Genomic DNA, 23,372 nt, shown 5'->3' on the forward strand with positions numbered 1-23,372 from the left:
ACGCTTTGGCGCCCGCACAAGCGACGGCCTTGCGCGCACGCATCGACGGCGGCGGGCGAACATGAGGTTGGCATGGCCCGAAAATGGCGCAGCATGGGGCTCAATCCGTCAGAACAACCGCCGCATCGGCGGCGAAACTGGCGTAGACCGGTTCATCCCAGTTCAGCGGCTCGGCGACGTGGCGCGCCACATTGGCGCGCGACGCCTTCAGCGTGTCGCCTTGCGGCAGCTTCAGCACATAAGTGGTCCAGTCACCGAGATAGCCGATGTCCCACACCACGCCCCCGATGACATTGGCGGCATCCGCAGGCGGCTGGCGATCGATGCGGATTTTCTCCGGGCGCACCGCCACGGCCACGGCCTGGCCGAGCTGCAGTGCGGCGTCCGAGGCCACGCGCAATTCACCATCGATCGCCGCGCAGGCGATGCGCCAGAGGCCATTGTGCTGGCCGGTCACCACGCCTTCGAGCATGTTGGCCTCGCCAATGAAGTTCGCCACGTAGCGGCTGGTCGGCGCCTCATAGATACGCCCCGGCGTATCGAGCTGGGCGATGCGTCCCAGATCCATCACGGCGATGCGGTCGGCCATCACCATCGCCTCTTCCTGGTCATGGGTGACGACCAGGAAAGTGGCCCCGAGCTTTTCCTGAATATCCATCAGCTCGAACTGGGTCTGCTCGCGCAATTTACGGTCGAGCGCCCCCAGCGGCTCGTCCAGCAGCAGCACCTGCGGCCGCCGCGCCAGCGCCCGGGCCAGCGCCACGCGCTGGCGCTGGCCGCCGGACAATTGGTGCGGCTTGCGTCGCGCCATGGGCAGCAATTGCACCAGCGTCAGCATCTCCTCGACGCGGGCGGCGATCTCCGCTTTGCCCAGCCTCTGCTGCCTGAGCCCGAAGGCGATGTTCTGCTCAACGCTCATATGCGGAAACAGGGCGTAGCTCTGGAACATCATATTGACCGGGCGCTGGTGCGGCGGCACCAAAGCCTGGTCAACGCCATCGATCAGCACCCGCCCGACATCCGGCTGTTCAAAGCCGGCGAGCATGCGCATCAGCGTGCTCTTGCCGCAGCCTGAGGGGCCAAGCAGGCAGAAAAACTCACCGCGATAGATCGACAGATCGAGCTGGTGAATGGCGATGGCCTCGCCGAAGCGCTTCTGCACGCCCTCGAACCGGATCAGCGGCTGCGCCTGCGGATCCGCCCAGGGCGCGAAGTCGCGGCGCACCGCCCCCAGCCCGGCCCGGCCAGGCTTGCCCGCTGGCTTGCTGGCAGGCGTGCTGTTTGGCCCGTTGTTTGCTTTGGCCGTCTGGGCTGCCCCAGGCTTCAATGCATGCAAAGCACCATCCGCCACGCGCGACAGCGGAGTGACCTCGGCGTCACGCCATCCGAACACCATCCCAGCCCCCCTCCTGATCGACGTCGTGACGCGCTGGCGTCGCGCAACAGTCCAGTCGGCCTTACGCCATCCCCCGCCACATCTGCGACCGCCCCTTTCGCCGCGCGTCCCGTGCCCGGAGCCGGCCGTCGGCATGGCGCGCGCCGGCGAGCGGCCAAGGCCGAAGCAACGGACCACTTGAACGGACGGGTGCACGCCCGTGACGACGGCATCACCAACGTGACCTCGACAACTAAACAAACCGGCGCTGGGCGCAAGCGCTCCGAAACGCTTGCTCCCCAAAAAACCGATAGCGGGCAAAACCTTACGCAGCGGCGTGCCGCGCTGCTTTATCAGGACGCAAAAACAGCGCCGTCGCTGCGACGCCCCCCGAGCGTCAGTCGCTCCGCCCCCAGGCGTCGGAACCAGAGGGCGCCGCAACATTTTTCGTCAAAGCACGCACGCCTGCTGGCCCAAGGAGCCGCAGAGCGCCGCAGGGCGCCGCAACGCCCAGGGCTGCGGCTGTCCATCGCCCTGGGCGACATCACATCGGCGCCATGGCGGCGAACGCCTCCATCGCTGTGCAAGGGGAAATGAATGGGGAAATGAATCCGGCCAGGAGATGCCGCCAAGGCAAGCCAACGCGAGGCAAGCAGGGGCATGGAAAGCCAGCGCCAGGAAAGCCGGCGCCAAGATAGCCGGCGCCACGCAAGCAGGCGCAAGCAAGCAGGCGCAAGCAAACCCGCGCCGACGGGGCGGCGCAGGCTTCAGCCTAACTGGCATAAAATGGGACCGCGCAGTGCCGCGAGCGCAAGCGCGGCCGAGCGCCGCCTGCACGCGCGGGATGCAGGGCGCAGCGATAGGCCCGCCACACGATGAGCATGCCTCATCAGGTGGTGGTCACGCCCGGCCGGCGCTTTAGCTCATCAGGTCTTCGAAAGCTATGCGTCTGCGCGGCTGGAGGTTACGCCCCGTGGCGGGCGTGGAGTTCGTCCATATCCACCACCTGGCCGTCGATCAGGGTCAGGCGCCGGTCCATGCGCGCCGCCAGCGACAGATTGTGGGTGGCGATCAGGGCGGCCAGCCCCGTGGCGCGCACCAGGGTCACCAGGGTGGAGAACACATGCTCGGCGGTCTCGGGGTCGAGGTTGCCGGTGGGTTCGTCGGCCAGCAGGACATGCGGCGCGTTGGCGACGGCGCGGGCTATGGCCACCCGCTGCTGCTCGCCGCCCGACAGTTCGGCTGGCCGGTGGTTCAGACGCTCGCCGAGCCCGAGAAAGCCCAACAGCTCCCCAGCCCGCCGTTCGGCCTCGCGCCGTCCGAGGCCTGTCACCAGTTGCGGCAGCACCACATTCTCCAGCGCCGAAAACTCCGGCAGCAGGTGATGCGACTGGTAAACGAAGCCGATGCTGGTGCGGCGCAAGGCGGTGCGACCGCCGTCATCGAGGCTGGAGGTCGGCTCACCGCCCACATAAATCTCGCCGGCGTCCGGCTTTTCCAGCAGCCCCGCCACATGCAGCAGCGTGGATTTACCGGTGCCGGAAGGCGCGACCAGCGCGACAATCTCACCAGGCCAGATCGCCAGCTCGGCGTTGCGCAGGATCGACAGGGCGCGCTGCCCCTGGGTGTAGCTGCGCTGAATGCCGGTCAGATACAGGGCGGGCGGTTCGCTCATGACGCAGGTGCTCCTCGGGGCGCTGTCCGGCGGGCCGGAACCGGGATGTGGCGCAGATGGCGTTAAGCGCAAGGTTTAGCGCAAGGTTTAGCGCGCAGGGGTTGGGGGCGCCGGGGTTGGGACGCCGGGCCGCTCAGCTCCTCGCCTCGCCCCTTCGCCCCGATCCCCTGAACTGATCCCCTGAATTGGCTCCCTGTTCTGGCTCAGCCGTAGCGCAGGGTTTCCACGGGGTCGAGTTTGGCGGCGCGCCAGCTCGGATACAGGGTGGCCAGCAGCGACAGGAAGAAGGCCGTGGCGACGATGATCGTCACCTCCAGCGGGTCGATCACCGCCGGTAGCCGGCTCAGGAAATACAGCTCCGCCGGAAACAGGTTGGAGTTCAGCGCCTTGTTGAGGAAGGCGCGGATCGCCTCGACATTCGACGCCAGCACGATGCCCAGCACCGCGCCGGTGAGGGTGCCGACCACGCCGATCGCCGCGCCGGTGATCAGGAAGATGCGCATCACTGCGCCGCGCGTCACGCCCATGGTGCGCAGCACGGCGATGTCCTGGGCCTTGTCCTTCACCAGCATGATCAGGCCAGAAACGATGTTCAGCGCCGCCACCAGCACGATCAGCAGCAGAATCAGGAACATGACGTTACGCTCAACCTGCAGGGCGTTGAAAAACGTCTGGTTGCGCATGCGCCAGTCGGTCATCATCACCGGCCGGCCAATATTCTCGTCGATCACCGTGCGCACGGCGTCGACCTTGTCCGGATTGGCGACGAACACTTCGATGACCGAGACTTCATCGCCCTTGTTGAAATAGGCCTGCGCCTCACTCAGCGGCATATAGACAAAGCCACTGTCGAATTCCGACATGCCGATCTCGAAAATGGCGCTGATCGGGTAGGTCTTGATGCGCGGCGCCGTGCCGAATGGCGTGGAAGCGCCTTGCGGGGCGACCAGCGTGACGCTGTCCCCGGCGTGGACGCCCAGATTCATCGCCAGCCGGCTGCCGATCACCACGCCCTCCTTGGCGTCAAAGCCTTCCAGCGTGCCTTCGCGAATATTGCGGGCGATGAAATTGACCTTTTGCAGGTCCTCGCCGCGCACGCCGCGCACCAGCACGCCGCTGGACGGGCCGTTCTTCGACGACACCAGCGCCTGCCCCTCGACCAGAGGCAGCGCGAATTGCACGCCCTTCATGCCGTCGAGCTTGCGGGTCAGGTCGCGATAATCATCGAGCGGCCGGTCGATGGCCTGGAGAAAGATATGGCCGTTGACGCCGAGAATCTTGGTCAGCAGCTCCTGCCGGAACCCATTCATCACCGACATCACCACGATCAGCGTGGCGACGCCGAGCATGATGCCGAGGAAGGAGAACCCGGCGATCACCGAGATAAAGCCCTCCTTGCGCCGGGCGCGCAGATAGCGGCCCGCCAGCAGCCACTCGAACGGCGCAAAGGCGCGCGTGCCGGCGCTTTTCGGCGGAGGCCCCACGATCGCGTCCGTGCTGGCGGCCTGGGGTGTCGCGGGGCTGGTCATGGCGTCATGGCTCCGGAGGACATATCGCCCTGCGCCACAGACGCAGCAGGCGTACCGCACGCCCCGCCCGGCGGCGCGCCGTTCGGAAGGCCACGCCCTTGGCGACCTCAACGCACGGCCCGGGCATGGCGCGGGGGCGCAAGAGAGAATCCCTTGCGCGGCATGAGACCAGTGTAACGCAGAATATGCTTAATATTTGCTGTCACCGCGCCTGGCTTGCGACCAATCCACGGCAATGCAGGGCGTTGGCGCGTGGCAGGCTTGCAGCAACGCAGGCGGCGCCTCCCGCCCCAGAGCCCAAGGCCCCGCACCCCACCCGCGTCATGCACGTGCTCGTCACGGGCATCCACGCTTTGCGCCACGACTGCGCGCATCACTGCGGTGGTGCAGAAACGGATCAGCCACAAGACGTGGATGCCCGTGACAAGCACGGGCATGACGGCGTTTGGGGCGATGGTTGTGGTGTAGGCGCTGCCACTGCACCGGCGCTGGCGCTGGGAGTTTAAGCGGACAACGGGCGGGCAACGCAGGCTGCGCCTCCCACCCCCGAACCCAAGGCCCCGCCCCCCACCCGCGTCATGCCCGTGCTTGTCACGGGCATCCACGCGTTGCGCCACGACTGCGCGCGTCACTGCGGTGGCGCAGGGACGGAGCAGCCACAAAGACGTGGATGCCCGTGACAAGCACGGGCATGACGGCATTGGGGCGATGGTTGTGGTGTAGGCGCTGCCACTGCACCTGCGCTGGCGCTGGGAGTTTAAGCGGACAACGGGCGGGCAACGCAGGCGGCGCCTCCCGTCCCAGAATCCAAGGCCCCGCCCCCCACCCGCGTCATGCCCGTGCTTGTCACGGGCATCCACGCGTTGCGCCACGACTGCGCGCTTCACTTCGGTGGTGCAGAAACGGATCAGCCATGAAGACGTGGATGCCCGTGACAAGCACGGGCATGACGGTGGTTGGGCGATGGTACACGTTGGCGGCGCGTGGCGTGGAAGGCCAGCGCGCCACAGAGCCGTCTCAGCCGATAATGCGGGCCACGGCGTCGGCGGGCGACAGCAGTTCGCGTTCGCCGGTGGCGCGGCGCTTCAGCTCGACCTTGCCGTCGGCGAGGCCCTTGGGGCCGACCAGGATCTGCCACGGGGCGCCGATGAGGTCGGCGGTGGCGAATTTGCCGCCGGCGCGTTCATCGCGGTCGTCAAGCAGCACGTCGAGGCCGCGCGCGCTCAGCTGGCGATACAGGTCCTCGCAGGCGGCGCCCGTGGCGCTGTCGCCAGCCTTCAGGTCGAGAATGGCGACATTGAACGGCGCGACCGCGTCCGGCCAGATGATGCCGGCGTCGTCGTGGCTGGCCTCGATCAGCGCCGCCACCAGACGGCTCGGGCCGATGCCATAGGAGCCCATATGCACCGGGCGCAGCTGGCCGTCGGGGCCAGTGACCTGGGCGTTCATCGGCGCCGAATATTTCGTGCCGAAATAGAAGATGTGGCCGACCTCGATGCCGCGCGCCGCCATCTGGCGCTCTTGCGGCACCTGGGCGAAGGCGTCGGCGTCGTGCATTTCCTCGGTGGCAGCGTAGCGCGAGGTCCATTTGTCGAACACCGCCTGCAGGCCGGCGCGATCGCCAAAATCGGTGTCGGCGGCGGGAACGTCGAAATCGAGGAAGTCGCTGTCGCAGAACACGGCGCTCTCGCCGGTGTCGGCGAGGATGATGAACTCATGGCTCAGATCGCCGCCGATCGGGCCGGTGTCAGCCTTCATCGGGATCGCCTTCAGCCCCATGCGGGCGAAGGTGCGCAGATATGCGGTGAACATGGCGTTGTAGGACTGGCGGGCGCTGTCCATGTCGAGGTCGAAGGAATAGGCGTCCTTCATCAGGAACTCGCGCGAGCGCATGACGCCGAAACGCGGCCGCACTTCGTCGCGGAACTTCCATTGCAGATGATAGAGGTTCAGCGGCAGATCCTTGTAGGAGCGCACATAGCCGCGGAAGATCTCGGTGATCATCTCTTCATTGGTGGGGCCAAACAGCATCTCGCGGTCATGGCGGTCGGTGATGCGCAGCATCTCCTTGCCATAGGCGTCGTAACGGCCGGATTCGCGCCACAGATCGGCGGGCTGGATGGTCGGCATCAGCAGCTCAATCGCCCCGGCCCGGTTCTGCTCCTCGCGGATGATCGCCGTCACCTTGTTGAGCACCCGCAGGCCGAGCGGCAGCCAGGCGTAAATGCCCGCCGTCTCCTGGCGGATCATGCCGGCGCGCAGCATCAGGCGGTGCGAGACGATCTCGGCTTCCTTGGGGTTCTCCTTCAGGATCGGGAGAAAAAAGCGGCTCAGGCGCATGATGGCTCCGGACAGGCTGGAAAAACAGCGATCTTCGGGAAAGGCGGCCTGCACTTTCCAGAAAAGCTTTTATCAAATCAACAGGATACGTCGCGCCCGTCGCAGAGCGGTGAAGGCGCCGCGGCGCGACCCGCGCCGCCTTAAGGCGCCGCCGGTCCCGCAATCCAAAAACCGACGCGCCGGGCCATGGCCACGGCTTACGGGAATCGGCGCGTAGAACACACCCGCACGCGGCAAAACACAAGCGCGTGGCGGGGTGCCGCCCGCCTCTGCGCCTTACAGATTGATGTAGGGCATGGCCGCGTAGAGCGCTGCGAACAGCACCGCTGTCACCACGGTGGTCCACAACAGCTTCCACCACAGCAGGGGCCGGGCCGGCGCCCCGGGCTCGGAGCCTTCAACCACATCGCCAGCCTCGTGCTGGCTGCGCACACCGAACGGCAGGACCACGAACAGGGTCGTCCACCACATGATGAAGAAGACGGCGATGGACAGGGTGACGCTCATCGGCGCGGGAGCTCCTTGCTCAAAATCATGGCGAACGGCCATTTCCAGGCCGTGGGCTATCCGTCACGGACCGCGCCACGCCCTGGTCTCAATCCGCGCCGCGCCGGCAAACCGGTCAGAGCCGCGCCCACAGGCGCAGACCCAGGCCGCCGTCCGCCAGCGCCGTGCGCCCGGCGCGATGGCTTAAGGCTCAGACCTGCTCGAGCTCGACCAGCGTGCCGCAGAAATCCTTCGGGTGCAGGAACAGCACCGGCTTGCCGTGGGCGCCGATCTTGGGCTCGCCGCCGCCGAGCACGCGGGCGCCCTTGGCCACCAGCTGGTCACGGGCCGCGATGATGTCCTCGACCTCGTAGCAGACGTGGTGGATGCCGCCGTCCGGATTGTTGTCGACGAACTTCTGGATGGCGGAGTTCTCACCCAGCGGCTCCAGCAGCTCGATCTTGGTGTTCGGCAGCTCGACGAACACGGTGTACACGCCGTGATCCGGCTGCGGCACCTTGGCGGACACCGTGCCGCCGAGGGTGTCGCGATAGATGGCGGTGGCCTTTTCGATGTCCTTCACCGCGATGGCGACGTGGTTGAGCCGACCGATCATATTCATCCTCTCCGTCATGCCGGGCGTTGCGGCGCGCCTGGGCGCCGGGCCCTTTTACTGTGTTGCATAGAGCGCAGGCCAAAGCCGACGCCCTGCCCGCCGCCGCCAGATGGCCGCCGTGCTGCGCCGCCCATCCCACGACAGCCGCGCCATGTCCATGCGACGCGCTGGCGCCGCCGGGGGCTTTGGCCTCAGACGCTGACCACCATCACATGGCAGGTCGGCTTCTTGCCCCAGACATTGCGCATTTCATTGCGCACCGCCCGCTCCACCGCCGTGGCGAAGGAGGTGATGTCGCGGCGCTTGCGCGGCGGGTAATTGTCGATGGTCTCGTCGACCGTCTCACCGATCAGCCCGACCAGCTCGTCGCCCTGGGTGGATTTGGCTGGCAGCCCCGACACCTGGATCTCGGCCTCGCCAATGACATTGCCCTTGTCGTCCACGGCGATGGCGATGGAGATGACGCCGCCAAAGGCCAGACGCCGCCGCTCGGCGATCGCCGGCTCGGACGAGCCCACAACGATCTCGCCATCCTTGTACTGCACGCCCGACGGGACCTTGCCGACCACGCCGGCGCCGCCCTCGACAATCGCCACCACATCGCCATTGAAGGCGCGCACCACTTCCGGCACGCCCTGGGCGCGGGCAAAGGCCGCGTGCTCTGTCAGATGCAACGGCTCGCCATGGGCCGGAATGGCGATCTTCGGTCGGATCAGCGCATACATCTGCTCCAGCTCGCCACGACGTGGGTGGCCGGAGACGTGCACCAGATGGTCACGGTCGGTCAGCACCTCGACGTCCTTCAGCATCAGCCGGTTGACGATGCCGCCCACCGCCTTCTCATTGCCGGGGATGGTGCGCGACGAGAAGATCACCCGGTCGCCTGCCGAGATCCGCAGCGCCGGATGATCATCGCGGGCGATGCGCGACATGGCGGCGCGCGGCTCGCCCTGGCTGCCAGTCAGCAGCGCCACCACCTTGTTGCGCGGCAGGCGCTGCAAGGCGTCCGGCGAGCGGAACGGCGGCAGGCCCTTGAGGAAGCCGCACTCATCCGCCACCTGGATCACCCGGTCCATGCCACGACCAATCACCACGACCTCGCGGCCACAGGCGGCCGCGGCTTCCGCCACCGAGCGGATACGCGCCACATTGGAGGCGAAGGCGGTGACGCAGACGCGATTGGGGGCCGAGGCGATCAGTTCGCTGAGCGTCTTGGAGACGTCGGCCTCGCTGGGGCTGGAGCCGGCGCGCACCACATTGGTCGAATCGCAGACCAGGGCGAGCACGCCCTCCTCGCCGATCGCCTTGAGGCGGGCGACGTCTGTGGCGCGGCCAACCACCGGGGTGGCGTCAAACTTCCAGTCGCCGGTGTGCAGCACCGTGCCCGCCGGGGTGCGGATGGCCAGCGCATTGGCCTCCGGAATCGAGTGCGACACTGGCACGAATTCAATGCTGAACGGGCCAAGCGTCAGCACGCCGCCCTGCTTGACCTCGCGCAGCGGGATCTTCGGCGCGTTGAACTCGGACAGCCGCCGCGCCTCCAGAAGGCCAAGCGAGAAGCGGGTGCCGTAAACTGGTACGCCGAGCTGCGGCCACAACTGGGCGATGGCGCCGATGTGGTCCTCATGGGCGTGGGTGACCACGAGGCCGAGCAGATTCTTGCGGATCGACTTGATGAATTCCAGATCCGGAAACACCAGATCGACGCCAGGCGTAAACTCCGCGTCGGCGAACGATACGCCGAGATCCACCAGAACCCATTGCCGGTTCTTGCGCGGGCCAAAGCCATACAGCGCCGCGTTCATGCCAATCTCGCCCAAACCGCCCAAGGGGGCGAAGACGAGTTCTTCTTCCGGCCTGTCCATATTCATCAATTCCTCGCAGCGTCCCTTAACGCCTCTTGTGGGCGTGAGACAGCCGCCTCCCCCCTGTATGAGCCAACGTCGCCAAAATGCACGTCGCCGGCTGTAATGGTGCGCACATCGCCTGCCGACGTCCGCACCACCAACTGTCCTGTCGCGTCGATGGTTTCAAAGACGCCGCGAATAACCTCATCGCCAAATTGAATGGCGACGGGGCCGCCGACCCCATGGGCCCGCTCAAGCCAGGCGTCGCGAATCCGCGCCATGCCCCGACCGCTATCCCACATGGTGAAAAACTCCACCCATGTGGCTGATAATACTTCAAAAACCGAAGAAGCGGAAACCGCCGCTCCAAAGTGCTTCAGGCACGCGGCGGCATAAGGCCCGCCCTCGGGCGCCGACGCCACATTGACGCCAATGCCAATCACCACAAACCGCCTGCCGCCGCCAATGATCTCGCTCTCCAGCAGCATGCCCGACGCCTTGGCGCCGTCGAGCAACAGATCATTGGGCCATTTCAACCGCGCGGTTGTAGCCAGTTGCGGCGCGCACTGGCGCACCGCCTCATGCAGCGCCAGCCCGGCGACAAAGCCGATGGTCGCGGTAAGGCCAGGCTCACATTGCGGTTCAACCAGCAGCGAGGCGGCGAGATTGCCGCGCTGGCCCTGCCAGGCCCGCCCACGCCGGCCACGCCCGCCACGTTGCAGATCAGTCACCACCCAGACGCCGCCGTCGCCGCCAGCCCGGGCGTGCTCCATGGCGATGGTGTTGGTCGAGCCTTCGACCACATCATAAGCGTCAAGCCGGTAGCCGGAGGCCGCAGCCAAAGGCGCGAGGGTGAACCGCATGGAACGCGTGTACCTTTCAGAACAACATGAGCACGCGGCGAACAGCGCCAGCCAGGCCGCGCAGCGCTACTGCAAATCCGCATCATCTGTAACAACTGGCCTCGTGTATGCCAGAGCGATGCGGCGAACGCCACTGAAAGGGCGCAGCCAGGCAATGATCGACCAGTTGAGCCCTCGGCGCAGCCTCGCCTGCCGCGCCCGTGACGGCCACGCCTTTGCCTGCCCCAGCCGTGACCGCCACCCTGAACGCAGACCAGCCCATAGGGACTGATGACGAAAACGCCAGAGGGCGCGACGGTGACCGCCACGCCCTCTGGCAATTTGATCGCTCTGACATGGCCCTCAGACCCGCGCCTGCCAGCGGCAGACGCCTGTCAGATCAGAGCAGTTCAGAACAACGTCTTTGCGGCGGCGGTCGCCGTGGTGACCAGCGGCGACGGCATCAGCCAGAAGCCGAGGGTGACGACCATGGCCAGCGCCAGCACCACGCGGGCGCCTGCGGGCATGGCGTCGACGGGGCCCTTGGCCTCGTCGAAGAACATCACCTTGACCACGCGCAGGTAATAGAAGGCGCCGACCACGCTGGTCAGAATGCCGAACACCGCCAGCAGCGTCAGCTTGGCCTCAATGGCGGCGGCGAACACATAGAACTTGGCGAAGAAGCCAGCCAGCGGCGGAATGCCAGCCAGCGAGAACATCAGCAGCGCCAAAAGATAGGCTGCAGTCGGGTTGGTCTGCGACAGGCCAGCCAGATCATCGATGCTCTCGAAGGCTTCGCCATTGCGGCGCATCGAGACGATCACCGCGAACACCCCCAGGGTCATGGCCACATAGATGCCCATGTACAGGATGACGCCCGTGACGCCCTGCAGGGTGCCAGCCGCGAGGCCGACAAGCGCGAAGCCCATGTGACCGATCGACGAATAGGCCATCAGGCGCTTGATGTTGCGCTGGCCGATCGCCGCGAAGGCGCCCAGCGCCATCGAGGCGAAAGACACGAAGACGATGATCTGCTGCCACTGGCTGGCGATGCCAGGGAAAGCGGTGATCAGCACGCGCACGGTGATGGCGACGGCGGCGACCTTGGGGGCGCTGGCGAGGAACGCCGTCACCGGGCTCGGCGCGCCTTCATAGACGTCCGGCGTCCACATGTGGAACGGCACGGCGCTCATTTTGAAGGCGAGACCGGCGGCGAGGAACGCCAGACCGAAGATCACGCCGCTGTGGGGCGCGGTGGTCACAGCCTGGGCGATGCCGGCGAAGGACACCGTGCCGGTGAAGCCATAGATCAGCGAGGCGCCATACAGCAGCATGCCAGACGACAGGGCGCCGAGGACGAAATACTTCAGGCCAGCTTCGGTCGAGCGGGTGTTGTCCCGATCGAAGGCGCAGATGACGTAGATCGCCAGCGACTGCAGCTCAAGGCCGATATACAGCGCGATCAGATCGCCGGCCGAGATCATCACCATCATGCCGGTGACCGACAGCAGCACCAGCACCGGATATTCGAACGCCGTCAGTCCGCGCTTGCGGAAGTCGTCAAACGACAGCAGCAGCGCGCCGGCGGCGCCGATCAGCGCCAGCACCTTCATGAAGCGGCCGAAGCCGTCGACGACGAAGGCGCCGTTAAAGCCAACAGTGCGGCCCTCTGGCTGCATGGCGATCAGCGCGCCCGCCACGATCAGCAGCAGCAGCGTCACGCCATTGACGAAGCCATTGGACCGGGGACCGGCGAAGGCCCCGATGAGCAGCAGCACAAGCGCGCCTCCAGCGAGCAGCAGCTCGGGGAGAAACAGCGAAAGCGCTGGGAAGATTGCTGCAGCGGTCATGCTTGCCTCAATGGATCGCGAGCGCGGCCGTCTTGACGGCGGAGAGCGCGGACTGGGTGTGCTTCAGGAGTTCAGCTGTCGGCGCGGCGAACACGTCGAGGATCTGGCCAGGCTGGACGCCATACCAGATGATCAGCAGGACCAGCGGGACGAACATGACCAATTCGCGCGTGTCGAGATCGGTCATCTTGCGCAGATTGTCCTTCTCCATCTTGCCGAACACCACGCGACGGAACAGCCACAGGGCGTAAGCCGCGGCGAGGATCACGCCGGTGCAGGCGAAGAAGGCCACCCACGGATTGGCGCGGAAGGCGCCCATCAGCGTCAGGAACTCGCCGACGAAGCCCGAGGTGCCAGGCAGGCCGACATTGGCCATGGTCAGGATCAGCATGACCACGGCGTATTTCGGCATACGCTCGACAAGGCCGCCATAGGCGTCGATGCGCAGGGTGTGCATGCGGTCGTAGATGACGCCGATGCCAAGGAACAGCGCGCCAGAGATCAGGCCGTGCGACACCATCTGGAACATGGCGCCCTGGACGCCCTGCTCGGTCATCGAGAAGATGCCCATGGTGACGAAGCCCATGTGGGCGATCGACGAATAGGCGATCAGCTTCTTGATGTTCTCCTGCATCAGCGCGACCAGCGAGGTGTAGATGATCGCGATGACCGACATGGCGTAGACCAGCGGCGCAAAATAGGCCGAGGCGTCGGGGAACATTGGCAGCGAGAAGCGGATGAAGCCGTAACCGCCCATCTTCAGCAGGATGCCGGCGAGGATCACCGAACCAGCCGTCGGCGCCTCGACGTGGGCGTCGGGCAGCCAGGTGTGCACCGGCCACATCGGCATCTTCACCGCGAACGAGGCGAAGAAGGCCAGCCACAGCCAGATCTGCAGGCTCTCACCGAACTCGTGCTGCAGCAGCGTGGGAATGTCGGTGGTGCCAGCGGTCCAGTACATGGCCATGATGGCCAGCAGCATCAGCACCGAGCCGAGCAGCGTGTACAGGAAGAATTTGAAGCTGGCGTAGATGCGGCGGTCGTGACCCCAGATGCCGATGATCAGGAACATCGGGATCAGGCCGGCCTCGAAGAACAGGTAGAACAGCACGAGGTCGAGGGCGGCGAACACGCCGACCATGGTCGCCTCGAGGATCAGGAAGGCGATGAAATATTCACGCACCCGGTGATCGATCGAGTTCCACGACGCCAGCACGCAGAACGGCATCAGGAAGGCCGTCAGCACGATGAACGGCAGCGAGAAGCCGTCGACGCCGAGCTTGAAGCGGATGTTATCCGCCAGCCAGGCGTGGCTCTCCACCAGCTGGAACGCGGCGCTTGCGCTGTCAAAGCGGTTCCACGCCACGAGGGCCAGAATGAAGGTGGCGATGGTGGTCGCCAGCGCGATCCAGCGCGCGTTTGACGCGACCGATTCCTTCGAACCGCGCAGCGCCAGAATAAGCAGCGCGCCGACGACAGGAATGGCGACCAGGCCAGAGAGGATGCCGAAGCCGAACATCAGTGGGCCCCTCCAACGAGGTACCAGGTGACGAGAACTGCAACGCCAATCAGCATGGCGAATGCGTAGTGATAGAGGTAGCCGGACTGCAGGCGCACCGCACGGTTCGCCACGTCCACCACCCGGGCGGAGACGCCGTCGGGCCCGAAGCCGTCAATCAGCCAGCCGTCGCCCTTCTTCCACAAGAAGGAACCGAGCCACTTCGCCGGACGCACGAACAGGACGTCGTAGATCTCGTCGAAGTACCATTTGTTGAGCAGAAAGCGGTACAGGATCGGCTGGTCGGCGGCGAGCTGCACCGGGACCTTCGGGTTCTTGACGTAGAACCACCAGGCGATGATGAGGCCGAGCACCATCATCACCATCGGCGACAGCTTCACCCACAGCGGCACATTGTGCAGGTCGTGCAGGATGTGGTTGTCGGGCGAGGTGAACAGCGCGCCCTTCCAGAAGGCGTCATAAGTAGCGCCGATGAAGTCAGAGGCGAACAGCTTGCCGGCGGCCAGGGCGCCGACCGAGAGCACCAGCAGCGGGATCATCATGACCAGCGGGCTCTCATGCGGCGTGTGGCCGTGCCCATGACCATCATGGCCGTGCGCGTGATCGTCGTGCGCATGCGCGTCATGGCCGTGCGCATCATGGGCGTGGGCGTCATGGGCGTGCGCGTCATGCTTCCACTTCGGCTCGCCGAAGAAGGTCATGAAGAACAGGCGCCATGAATAGAACGAGGTGAACAGCGCCGCGATGACCACGCAGAGGAAGGCATAGGTCGAGGCCGGCGAGTGCGAGGCGTAAGCGGCCTCGATGATGGCGTCCTTCGAATAGAAGCCTGCCGTCAGCGGGAAGCCGGTCAGCGCCAGATTGCCGATCAGCATCGCGACCATGGTGTAGGGGATGTAGCGCCACAGGCCTCCCATCTTCCGCATGTCCTGCTCATGATGGCAGGCATGGATCACCGAGCCGGCGCCAAGGAACAGCAGCGCCTTGAAGAAGGCGTGGGTGAACAGGTGGAACACGCCCGCGCCAAAGGCGCCGACGCCGAGCGCCACGAACATATAGCCGAGCTGCGAGCAGGTCGAATAGGCGATGACGCGCTTGATGTCGTTCTGCACGAGGCCGACGGTGGCGGCGAAGAAGGCGGTGGTCGCGCCGATCACCGTCATCACCACGAGGGCGACAGGCGCCAGCTCGAATAGCGGCGACAGGCGGGCGACCATGAACACGCCTGCGGTCACCATGGTGGCAGCGTGGATCAGGGCCGACACCGGCGTCGGGCCTTCCATGGCGTCCGGCAGCCAGGTGTGCAGCAGGAACTGCGCCGACTTGCCCATGGCGCCCATGAACAGCAGCAGGCAGGCGATGGTCATGGCGTTCCAGTCATAACCAAGGAACTGGAACGTCTTGGTCGCCATCTCAGGCGCCTTGGCGAAAATGTCAGTGAAGGCGACCGAGCCGGTCATCACGAACACGACGAAAATGCCGAGCAGGAAGCCGAAGTCGCCGACGCGGTTGACCACAAACGCCTTCATGGCGGCGGCGTTGGCGCTGTCCTTCTGGTACCAGAAGCCGATCAAGAGATAGGACGCCAGACCCACGCCTTCCCAGCCAAAGAACATCTGCACCAGATTGTCGGCGGTCACCAGCGTCAGCATGGCGAACGTGAACAGCGACAGATAGGCGAAGAAGCGCGGCCGGGCCGGGTCTTCATGCATGTAGCCGATGGAGTAGAGGTGCACCAGGGCCGAGACCGTGTTGACGACGACCAGCATCACTGCGGTCAGCGTGTCGATCTTGATCGCCCAGTCCACCGACAGGCCGCCCGACGTCATCCAGTTGACGATCGTCACCTGAACCGGGCCGGTTCCGTACGCCACCTGGAAAAACGTCACCCAGGACAGGGCCGCCGCCACAAAGAGCAGCGACGTGGTGACGATCTCGCTGGCGCGCGCCCCCATGATGCGGCCAAAGAGGCCGGCAATCAGAAATCCGACAAGCGGAAGAAAGACGATCGCGTGATACATGACGGCCGTTCGTGCATGTGGGCGGCTGTGGCGCAAACCGCGCCGCCCTGTGGCGTGTTACGGCTCCGCGACCGGGGCGTTCCCCTGCCCGACCCTCACTCAGGTCGCGCGTGTCGCGGCTCCGGCTCTGGAGCCTGCCCGCGTCGCGACGCGGGCTGGCGAAGATAATCCCGGCGGCCGGGATGGGCCTTGTCAGCCCTTCAGCGTGTTGACGTCCTCGACCGCGATCGAACCGCGATTACGGAAGAACACCACCAGAATGGCGAGGCCGATGGCGGTCTCCGCCGCGGCGACGGTGAGCACCATCAGCGCGAAGATCTGGCCCATCATGTCGCCAAGGAAGCTGGAGAAGGTCACGAAGTTCAGGTTCACCGACAGCAGGATCAACTCGATCGACATCAGGATGACGATGACGTTCTTCCGGTTGAGGAAGATGCCGAACACGCCGATGGTGAACAGGATGGCGGCGACGGTGAGAAAATGGCCGAGCCCGATGGTCATGGCTGTGTCTCCACTCAGAGGCCGCGGCGGAAGGGAACCTTCCGCAGTGAAATGACGTCGTCCTTGGTGCGCGCCACCTGGGCGGCGACGTCCTGGCGACGGGCGTTCGGCTTATGACGCAGGGTCAGCACGATGGCGCCGATCATGGCCACCAGCAGCACCAGGCCCGACAGCTGGAAGTACAGCACGAAGTCCGTGTACAGCACCCGCGCCAGCGCCTCGGTATTGGTGATGGCGGCGTCAGCCGGGACCGGCGCGGCGATGCTCTTCGGCAGGCCCGACGGCGCGAGGCGCGCGCCGATGATCATGATCAGCTCGGCCAGCAGCACGAGGCCGACCAGGGCGCCGACTGGCATATATTGCAGCGCGCCCTTCTTCAGCTCGGCGAAGTCGACGTCGAGCATCATCACCACGAACAGGAACAACACCGCCACCGCGCCGACATAGACGATGATCAGCAGAAGGCCGAGGAACTCCGCGCCCAGCAGGATGAACAGGCCGGTGACATTGACGAAGGTCAGGATCAGGAACAGCACCGAATGCACGGGATTGCGCGAGGCGATCACCATGAGCGCCGACGCTACGGCCACTGCCGAGAAGAGATAGAAGAAGACTGCTGCGGCGATCATCCGTCTGCGTCCTTGACAGCCTTGGCCGGCGGTCGGTTGTGGTTCACCGCTCCCGCGGGAGCCTGGCCCTGGGGTGACCGCCCTCTTCGCGCCTGTACGCAAAGAAGGCATTGAAACTCGAATTACCGGTAAGGCGCGTCCATCGCGATGTTGCGCGCAATCTCGCGCTCCCACCGGTCGCCATTGGCCAGAAGCCTGGCCTTGTCGTAGTAGAGCTCCTCGCGCGTCTCGACGGCGAACTCATAGTTCGGCCCCTCGACAATGGCGTCCACCGGGCAGGCCTCCTGGCACATGCCGCAATAGATGCACTTCACCATGTCGATGTCGTAGCGCGTGGTGCGGCGCGTGCCGTCATTGCGACGGGGACCCGCCTCAATGGTGATGGCCTGGGCCGGGCAGATGGCTTCGCACAGCTTGCAGGCGATGCAACGCTCTTCGCCATTGGGGTAGCGGCGCAACGCGTGTTCGCCACGGAAACGCGGCGACAACTGACCCTTCTCGAAGGGATAGTTGAGGGTCGCTTTCGGCCTGAAGAAATAGCGCATCGACAGACCAAACGCCGATACGAACTCCTTCAGGAACAAGGACGACACCGTCTGGCCGATCGCCATGATCTTACTCCGTTAACGTCGCCGCGCCCGAAGGCCCGCGACCTGCTCCTGCAAGCCCTGCCCGCCCGTGAGGGGCGAACCTGGCTCAGACCCTGCTGACCAGCGCGCCTAGCGCCAGGCCGGCCAGCGGCAGAATGACCAGCGAGGACCACATCAGGCGGCGGATCATCGCCTGCCGCTTGCGGAACTCGCTCTCGTCCGGAGACGGACCTTCGTCCTCCGTCTCCCGTTCGATCGCCCGGCTGATCAAGGCCTGGCCGAGCACGATCTGTAATGCCGCCATCGCAAGGCCGATGCCGGCGCCGACGATCATCGCCGGCGTGAGAAGCTGCATCATGCGCCCGGCGCAAACCCGGTGAAGTGCAGGAAGAACGCCACCGCAACCACCATCAGCAGCGAGATCGGCAGGAACACCTTCCAGCCCAGGCGCATCAGCTGATCGTAGCGGTAACGCGGAACCATCGCCTTGGCCATCGCAATCAGGAAGAAGAAGAACGACAGCTTGAGGATGAACCAGACCACGCCCGGAACCCAGGTGAAGGGCGGCAGATCAATGGGGGCCGACCAGCCGCCCATGAACAGGATGGCGCCCATGGCGCACATCGTCAGGATGGCGATGTACTCGCCCAGCATGAACAGCAGATATGGCGTCGACGAATATTCCACCATGAAGCCGGCGACCAGCTCCGACTCGGCCTCGGCGAGGTCGAAGGGCGGGCGGTTGGTCTCGGCCAGCGTCGAGATCAGGAAGATCACGAACATCGGGAACAGCGGGATGATGTACCAGTTGAGGAAGGTCAGCTGCGGCACGCCAAGCAGCGTGGCCAGACCGCGCGTCTCCTGCGCCTCAACGATGCCCGACAGGTTCAGCGTGCCGGCGCACAAAAGCACGGTGACGATGACGAAGCCGATCGACACCTCATAGCTGACCATCTGCGCGGTGGCGCGCAGCGCCGACAGGAAGGGATATTTCGAGTTCGAGGCCCAGCCCGCCATGATGGTGCCGTAGACCATCAGCGACGAGATCGCCAGGATGAACAGGATGCCGAGATTAATGTCGGCGACCACCCAGCCGGCGTTGACCGGGACAACCGCCCAGGCCGACAGCGCCAGCACGCCGGTGATCAGCGGAGCCAGCAGGAACAGGCCCTTGTTGGAGCCCGCCGGGATCACCGGCTCTTTCAGCACGAACTTGAGCAGGTCGGCGAAGGACTGCAACAGACCGAAAGCGCCGACCACATTGGGGCCGCGACGCAATTGCACGGCCGCCCAGATCTTGCGGTCAGCCAGCAGATAATAAGCAGTGAACAGCAGGATCGCGACCAGCAGAACCACGCTCTGCAGGGCGATCAGCGCCACGTTCAGGAGACCATCCCAAAAAGACATCACGGCTCCCCTTACTCAGCAGCCTGGGCGACGACGCCGCGCGCCAGCGCAGAGCACTCGGCCATCACGGCGGATGCGCGGGCAATCGGGTTGGTCAGATAGAAATCGGCGATCGGGCTGGCGAATGGCGCAGCCTCCATCTGGCCGATGGCGGCGGCGATGGCCGGCAGCTCCAGCGCGCCTGCGGCGATCTGGTTGCGCTCCCCCAGATGCGGCAGCTCGGCGACCAGCGCGGCGCGCAACGCCGGCAGATTGTCATAGCCGAGGCGCTGGCCCAGCACGTCGGACAGGGCGCGCAGGATGGCCCAGTCCTCACGGGCGTCGCCCGGCGGGAACGAGGCGCGATCAGCGATCTGCACCCTGCCCTCGGTGTTGACGTAAGTCCCGGACTTCTCCGGATAGGCGGCGCCTGGAAGGATGACGTCGGCGCGGTGCGCGCCCTTGTCGCCATGGCTGCCCTGGTAGATCACGAATGCGCCTGGGGCGACTTCAATCTCATCGGCGCCGAGCAGATACACCACGTCGAGCGCGCCCGCCTCAGCCATCTGGCGCGCGGTCAGACCGCCCTCGCCCGGCACGAAGCCAACGTCGAGCCCGCCGACGCGCGCGGCGGCGGTGTGCAGTACGGAGAGGCCATTCCAGTCGTCGCCAATCGCGCCCACATCCACCGCAAGGCGGGTGGCGGCGGCCATGACGGCGGCGCCGTCGGCGCGGGTGAGCGCGCCCTGACCGATAATGATCAGCGGCCGCTGCGCCGCGCGCAGGGTCTCAACGAAGCCATGGGCGCCATTGGCGAGGTCGACCAGCGTCTGGGCCCCTGCCCCGAGCTGTTCGGCCCGGTAGGTCAGATCCATCTGCTCGCCGACATAAGCGACCTTGAGGCCGCCCTGCAGCCAGCGCTTGCGGATGCGGGCGTTGAGCACCGGCGCTTCGCGGCGCGGGTTGGAGCCGATCAGCAGCACGGCGTCGGCGTCGTCGATGCCAGCGATGGTGGCGTTGAACAGATAACTGCCACGACCGAAGGCCGGAGTGAGCTGAGCCCCGTCCTGGCGGCAGTCGAGGTTCGGCGAGCCGAGCGCCTGCATCAGCTGGCGCAGGGCGAACATCTCTTCCACGGCGTTGAGGTCACCGGCGATGGCGCCGATGCGCGAGCCATCCACACCCTTCACCTTGCTGGCGATCAGCGCGAACGCCTCATTCCAGCTGGCGGGACGCAGGCGGCCATCCTCACGCACATAAGGGCGATCGAGGCGCTGGGTCTTCAGACCGTCCCAGACGAAGCGGGTCTTGTCCGAGATCCACTCCTCGTTCACGTCCTCATTGACGATCGGCAGGATGCGCATGACCTCGCGGCCACGGGTGTCGATGCGGATGGCCGAACCGATCGCATCCATCACGTCGACGGATTCGGTCTTGATCAGCTCCCACGGACGGGCCTTGAACTGGTAGGGCTTCGAGGTCAGCGCGCCGACCGGGCATAGATCGATCACATTGCCCTGCAGCTCGGACGCCATGGCGTGCTCGAGATAGGTGGTGATCTCCATGTCCTCGCCGCGACCAATGGCGCCGAGGTCGCCGACGCCGGCCACTTCATTGGTGAAGCGCACGCAGCGGGTGCAGTGAATGCACCGGTTCATCGAGGTGCGGACCAGCGGGCCGATGTATTTGTCTTCGACGGCGCGCTTATTCTCGTGGAAGCGGCTGGTGTCGACGCCATAGGCCATGGCCTGGTCCTGCAGGTCGCACTCGCCGCCCTGATCGCAGATCGGGCAATCCAGCGGGTGGTTGACCAGCAGGAACTCCATCACGCCTTCGCGGGCCTTTTTGACCATCGGCGATTTGGTGAACACCACTGGCGGCTCGCCATTGGGGCCCGGACGCAGGTCACGCACGCCCATGGCGCAGGACGCCACCGGCTTCGGCGGGCCGCCCTGAACCTCGACGAGGCACATGCGGCAGTTGCCGGCGATGGACAGTCGCTCGTGATAGCAGAAGCGCGGAATCTCGGCGCCGGCGGCCTCACAGGCCTGGAGTATGGTGTACTCCGCCGGGACCTCGATCTCTTTTCCGTCGACAATAAGCTTCGGCATGGCTTCCTTCCGTCTCAGGCGACGTTGAGCCCTTAAAAAGTGCGGCGACCGTGCGGTCGTCGCGAAAACGGATGCGCCCCCGGCGCGGCTTACTCAGCCGCCACAGGAACCGGATCGTGATGCGGGTTGGCCGCATACTGGTCGATCCGTTTCTCGATCTCCGGACGGAAATGACGGATCAGGCCCTGGATCGGCCAGGCCGCCGCATCGCCAAGCGCGCAGATGGTGTGACCCTCGATCTGCTTGGTGACGTCGAGCAGCATGTCGATCTCGCGCTTCTGGGCGCGGCCTTCCGCCATGCGATTGATGACGCGCCACATCCAGCCAGTGCCCTCACGGCACGGCGTGCACTGACCGCAGCTCTCGTGCTTGAAGAAGTACGACAGCCGGGCGATGGCGCGGATCACGTCGGTGGACTTGTCCATCACCAGCACGCCGGCGGTGCCGAAGCTGGAGGTGGCGGCGCGGCAGCCGTCGAAGTCCATGATCAGGTCTTCGCACAGATGCGCCGGAATGATCGGGCACGAGGCGCCGCCGGGAATGATGCCCAGCAGATTGTCCCAGCCGCCGCGCACGCCGCCGCCGTGGCGTTCGATCAGCTCCCGGAACGGGATGCCCATCGCCTCTTCCACCACGCAGGGCGTGCCCACGTGACCGGAGATGCCGAACAGCTTGGTGCCGACGTTGTTGGGACGGCCGATGCCGTTGAACCAGTCGGCGCCGCGGCGCAGGATCGTGCCGGCGACGGCGATCGACTCGACGTTGTTCACCGTGGTCGGGTTGCCGTAAAGACCCATATTGGCCGGGAACGGCGGCTTCAGCCGCGGCATGCCCTTCTTGCCCTCAAGGCTCTCAAGCAGCGCGGTTTCCTCACCGCAAATATAGGCGCCGGCGCCGTGATGGACGTAGAAGTCGAACGGATAGCCGTGAATATTGTTGGGGCCAATCAGCCGGGCGGCGTAGGCCTCATCCACGGCGCGCTGCAGCGCCTCACGCTCGGCGATGAACTCGCCGCGAATGTAGATGTAGGCGCTGTTGGCGCCCATGGCGAAGGAGGCGATCATCGCGCCTTCGATCAGCAGATGCGGATCGTGACGCAGGATTTCGCGGTCCTTGCAGGTGCCCGGCTCGGATTCGTCGCCATTGATGACGAGATAATGCGGCCGGTCGCCGGTCTGCTTCGGCATGAACGACCATTTCAGGCCGGTCGGGAAGCCCGCGCCGCCACGGCCGCGCAGGTTCGACTTCTTCATCTCGTCGATGATCCAGTCGCGCCCCTGCTCCAGCAAAAATTTGACGCCGTCCCACGCGCCGCGCCGCTGCGCCGCCTGAAGCGACGCTGGCTGCAGGCCGTAGACGTTGGTGAAGATGCGATCCTTGTCCGACAGCATGGCCTCAGTCCTTCTGCGCGAACCGGGCGCGCCAGGCGCCGACGACCGAACCGTCATACAGCGACGGGTCCGTAAGCGAGGTCAGCTTGCCCTTCGGCTCAGCCGCGTTGCGGCCCTGCTGCGGGCCGGGCTTGACCGGACGGCCAGCGGCGAGATCCTTGAGCAGATTGATCAGGATCTCGGGGGTCAGATCTTCGTAATAATCGTCGTTGATCTGCACCATCGGGGCGTTGCAGCAGGCGCCGAGGCACTCCACTTCCAGCCACGAGAAATTGCCGTCGGCGGTCACGGTCTTTTCTGGACCGATGAACTCCTTCAGCGCGCTGCGCAGGTCATAGGCGCCGCAGACCATGCAATGGGTGGTGCCGCACAGCTGGACGAAGAAGCGTCCCACCGGCTCCAGCGCGAACATGGTGTAGAAGGTGGCGATCTCGAGCACGCGGATATAGGGCATGCCCAAAATACCCGCGACATGCTCGATGGCGCGTTGGGGCAGCCAGCCGCCAGCCTGAGCCTGGGCGCGCCACAACAGCGGAATCACGGCGGAGGCCTGACGGCCTTCCGGATATTTGGCGATCTGCAGGGCTGCCCACGCGGCGTTCTCCGGCGTGAAGACGAACTCTGCCGGCTGTACTTCGGGCGGGGCCAGACGACGTACGCTCAT

General features: G+C 65.5%; 18 protein-coding genes and 1 pseudogene. All 19 read right to left on the bottom strand.

Translation table 11 applies throughout. The features are described 5' to 3' along the window. Positions 1 to 100 precede the first annotated feature (100 nt). Complete coding sequence (locus AC6A67_RS11755) at positions 101 to 1,396, bottom strand: ABC transporter ATP-binding protein (protein WP_498036740.1); 1,296 nt, start codon at positions 1,394 to 1,396, stop codon at positions 101 to 103. Positions 1,397 to 2,339: 943 nt separating this feature from the next. Continuing rightward, positions 2,340 to 3,050, bottom strand: coding sequence for an ABC transporter ATP-binding protein (locus AC6A67_RS11760; protein WP_498036741.1), 711 nt, complete (start codon positions 3,048 to 3,050; stop codon positions 2,340 to 2,342). A gap of 203 nt (positions 3,051 to 3,253) precedes the next feature. Then, on the bottom strand, positions 3,254 to 4,579 hold the full coding sequence (locus tag AC6A67_RS11765) for a lipoprotein-releasing ABC transporter permease subunit (protein WP_498036742.1): 1,326 nt from the start codon (positions 4,577 to 4,579) through the stop codon (positions 3,254 to 3,256). A 1,017-nt stretch (positions 4,580 to 5,596) separates the two neighbouring features. Then, a complete protein-coding gene (proS, locus tag AC6A67_RS11770; protein ID WP_498036743.1) occupies positions 5,597 to 6,919 on the bottom strand; it encodes a proline--tRNA ligase in 1,323 nt (440 codons plus the stop codon). Between the two features lie 276 nt (positions 6,920 to 7,195). Beyond that, the gene (locus tag AC6A67_RS11775) at positions 7,196 to 7,426 is read right to left on the bottom strand and encodes a DUF1467 family protein (RefSeq protein WP_498036744.1); all 231 of its coding nucleotides are present in this window, start codon (positions 7,424 to 7,426) and stop codon (positions 7,196 to 7,198) included. A gap of 190 nt (positions 7,427 to 7,616) precedes the next feature. After that, a complete protein-coding gene (mce, locus tag AC6A67_RS11780; protein ID WP_498036745.1) occupies positions 7,617 to 8,021 on the bottom strand; it encodes a methylmalonyl-CoA epimerase in 405 nt (134 codons plus the stop codon). Between the two features lie 191 nt (positions 8,022 to 8,212). Next, the gene (locus AC6A67_RS11785) at positions 8,213 to 9,886 is read right to left on the bottom strand and encodes a ribonuclease J (RefSeq protein ID WP_498036852.1); all 1,674 of its coding nucleotides are present in this window, start codon (positions 9,884 to 9,886) and stop codon (positions 8,213 to 8,215) included. 5 nt (positions 9,887 to 9,891) lie between these two features. Continuing rightward, positions 9,892 to 10,731: a biotin--[acetyl-CoA-carboxylase] ligase gene (locus AC6A67_RS11790; RefSeq protein WP_498036746.1), complete on the bottom strand. Its 840-nt coding sequence runs from the start codon at positions 10,729 to 10,731 to the stop codon at positions 9,892 to 9,894. Positions 10,732 to 11,120: 389 nt separating this feature from the next. Further along, positions 11,121 to 12,560 (bottom strand): NADH-quinone oxidoreductase subunit NuoN, encoded by a 1,440-nt coding sequence (nuoN, locus tag AC6A67_RS11795; RefSeq protein WP_498036747.1) that lies wholly within the window; start codon positions 12,558 to 12,560, stop codon positions 11,121 to 11,123. Between the two features lie 7 nt (positions 12,561 to 12,567). Beyond that, positions 12,568 to 14,079 (bottom strand): NADH-quinone oxidoreductase subunit M, encoded by a 1,512-nt coding sequence (locus AC6A67_RS11800; protein WP_498036748.1) that lies wholly within the window; start codon positions 14,077 to 14,079, stop codon positions 12,568 to 12,570. After that, on the bottom strand, positions 14,079 to 16,100 hold the full coding sequence (nuoL, locus tag AC6A67_RS11805; RefSeq protein ID WP_498036749.1) for an NADH-quinone oxidoreductase subunit L: 2,022 nt from the start codon (positions 16,098 to 16,100) through the stop codon (positions 14,079 to 14,081). Before nuoL ends, AC6A67_RS11800 begins: the two co-directional genes overlap by 1 nt. A 192-nt stretch (positions 16,101 to 16,292) precedes the next feature. Then, on the bottom strand, positions 16,293 to 16,601 hold the full coding sequence (nuoK, locus tag AC6A67_RS11810) for an NADH-quinone oxidoreductase subunit NuoK (RefSeq protein ID WP_498036750.1): 309 nt from the start codon (positions 16,599 to 16,601) through the stop codon (positions 16,293 to 16,295). A gap of 14 nt (positions 16,602 to 16,615) precedes the next feature. Next, on the bottom strand, positions 16,616 to 17,230 hold the full coding sequence (locus tag AC6A67_RS11815; protein WP_498036751.1) for an NADH-quinone oxidoreductase subunit J: 615 nt from the start codon (positions 17,228 to 17,230) through the stop codon (positions 16,616 to 16,618). A gap of 122 nt (positions 17,231 to 17,352) precedes the next feature. Continuing rightward, positions 17,353 to 17,841 carry an NADH-quinone oxidoreductase subunit NuoI gene (gene nuoI, locus AC6A67_RS11820; protein WP_498036752.1) on the bottom strand — a complete coding sequence of 163 codons (489 nt, stop codon included), beginning with the start codon at positions 17,839 to 17,841 and terminating at the stop codon, positions 17,353 to 17,355. A gap of 85 nt (positions 17,842 to 17,926) precedes the next feature. Continuing rightward, positions 17,927 to 18,178, bottom strand: a complete 252-nt coding sequence (locus AC6A67_RS11825; protein WP_498036753.1) for a hypothetical protein — start codon at positions 18,176 to 18,178, stop codon at positions 17,927 to 17,929. After that, the gene (gene nuoH, locus AC6A67_RS11830) at positions 18,175 to 19,227 is read right to left on the bottom strand and encodes an NADH-quinone oxidoreductase subunit NuoH (protein WP_498036754.1); all 1,053 of its coding nucleotides are present in this window, start codon (positions 19,225 to 19,227) and stop codon (positions 18,175 to 18,177) included. Before nuoH ends, AC6A67_RS11825 begins: the two co-directional genes overlap by 4 nt. Positions 19,228 to 19,238: 11 nt before the next feature. Then, the gene (gene nuoG, locus AC6A67_RS11835; protein WP_498036755.1) at positions 19,239 to 21,317 is read right to left on the bottom strand and encodes an NADH-quinone oxidoreductase subunit NuoG; all 2,079 of its coding nucleotides are present in this window, start codon (positions 21,315 to 21,317) and stop codon (positions 19,239 to 19,241) included. Positions 21,318 to 21,406: 89 nt separating this feature from the next. After that, complete coding sequence (gene nuoF / locus AC6A67_RS11840) at positions 21,407 to 22,708, bottom strand: NADH-quinone oxidoreductase subunit NuoF (protein WP_498036756.1); 1,302 nt, start codon at positions 22,706 to 22,708, stop codon at positions 21,407 to 21,409. A 7-nt stretch (positions 22,709 to 22,715) separates the two neighbouring features. Further along, positions 22,716 to 23,372: pseudogene (gene nuoE / locus AC6A67_RS11845) on the bottom strand (NADH-quinone oxidoreductase subunit NuoE); the annotation flags it as partial.

It is taken from the genome of Camelimonas sp. FR25 (assembly GCF_059740505.1).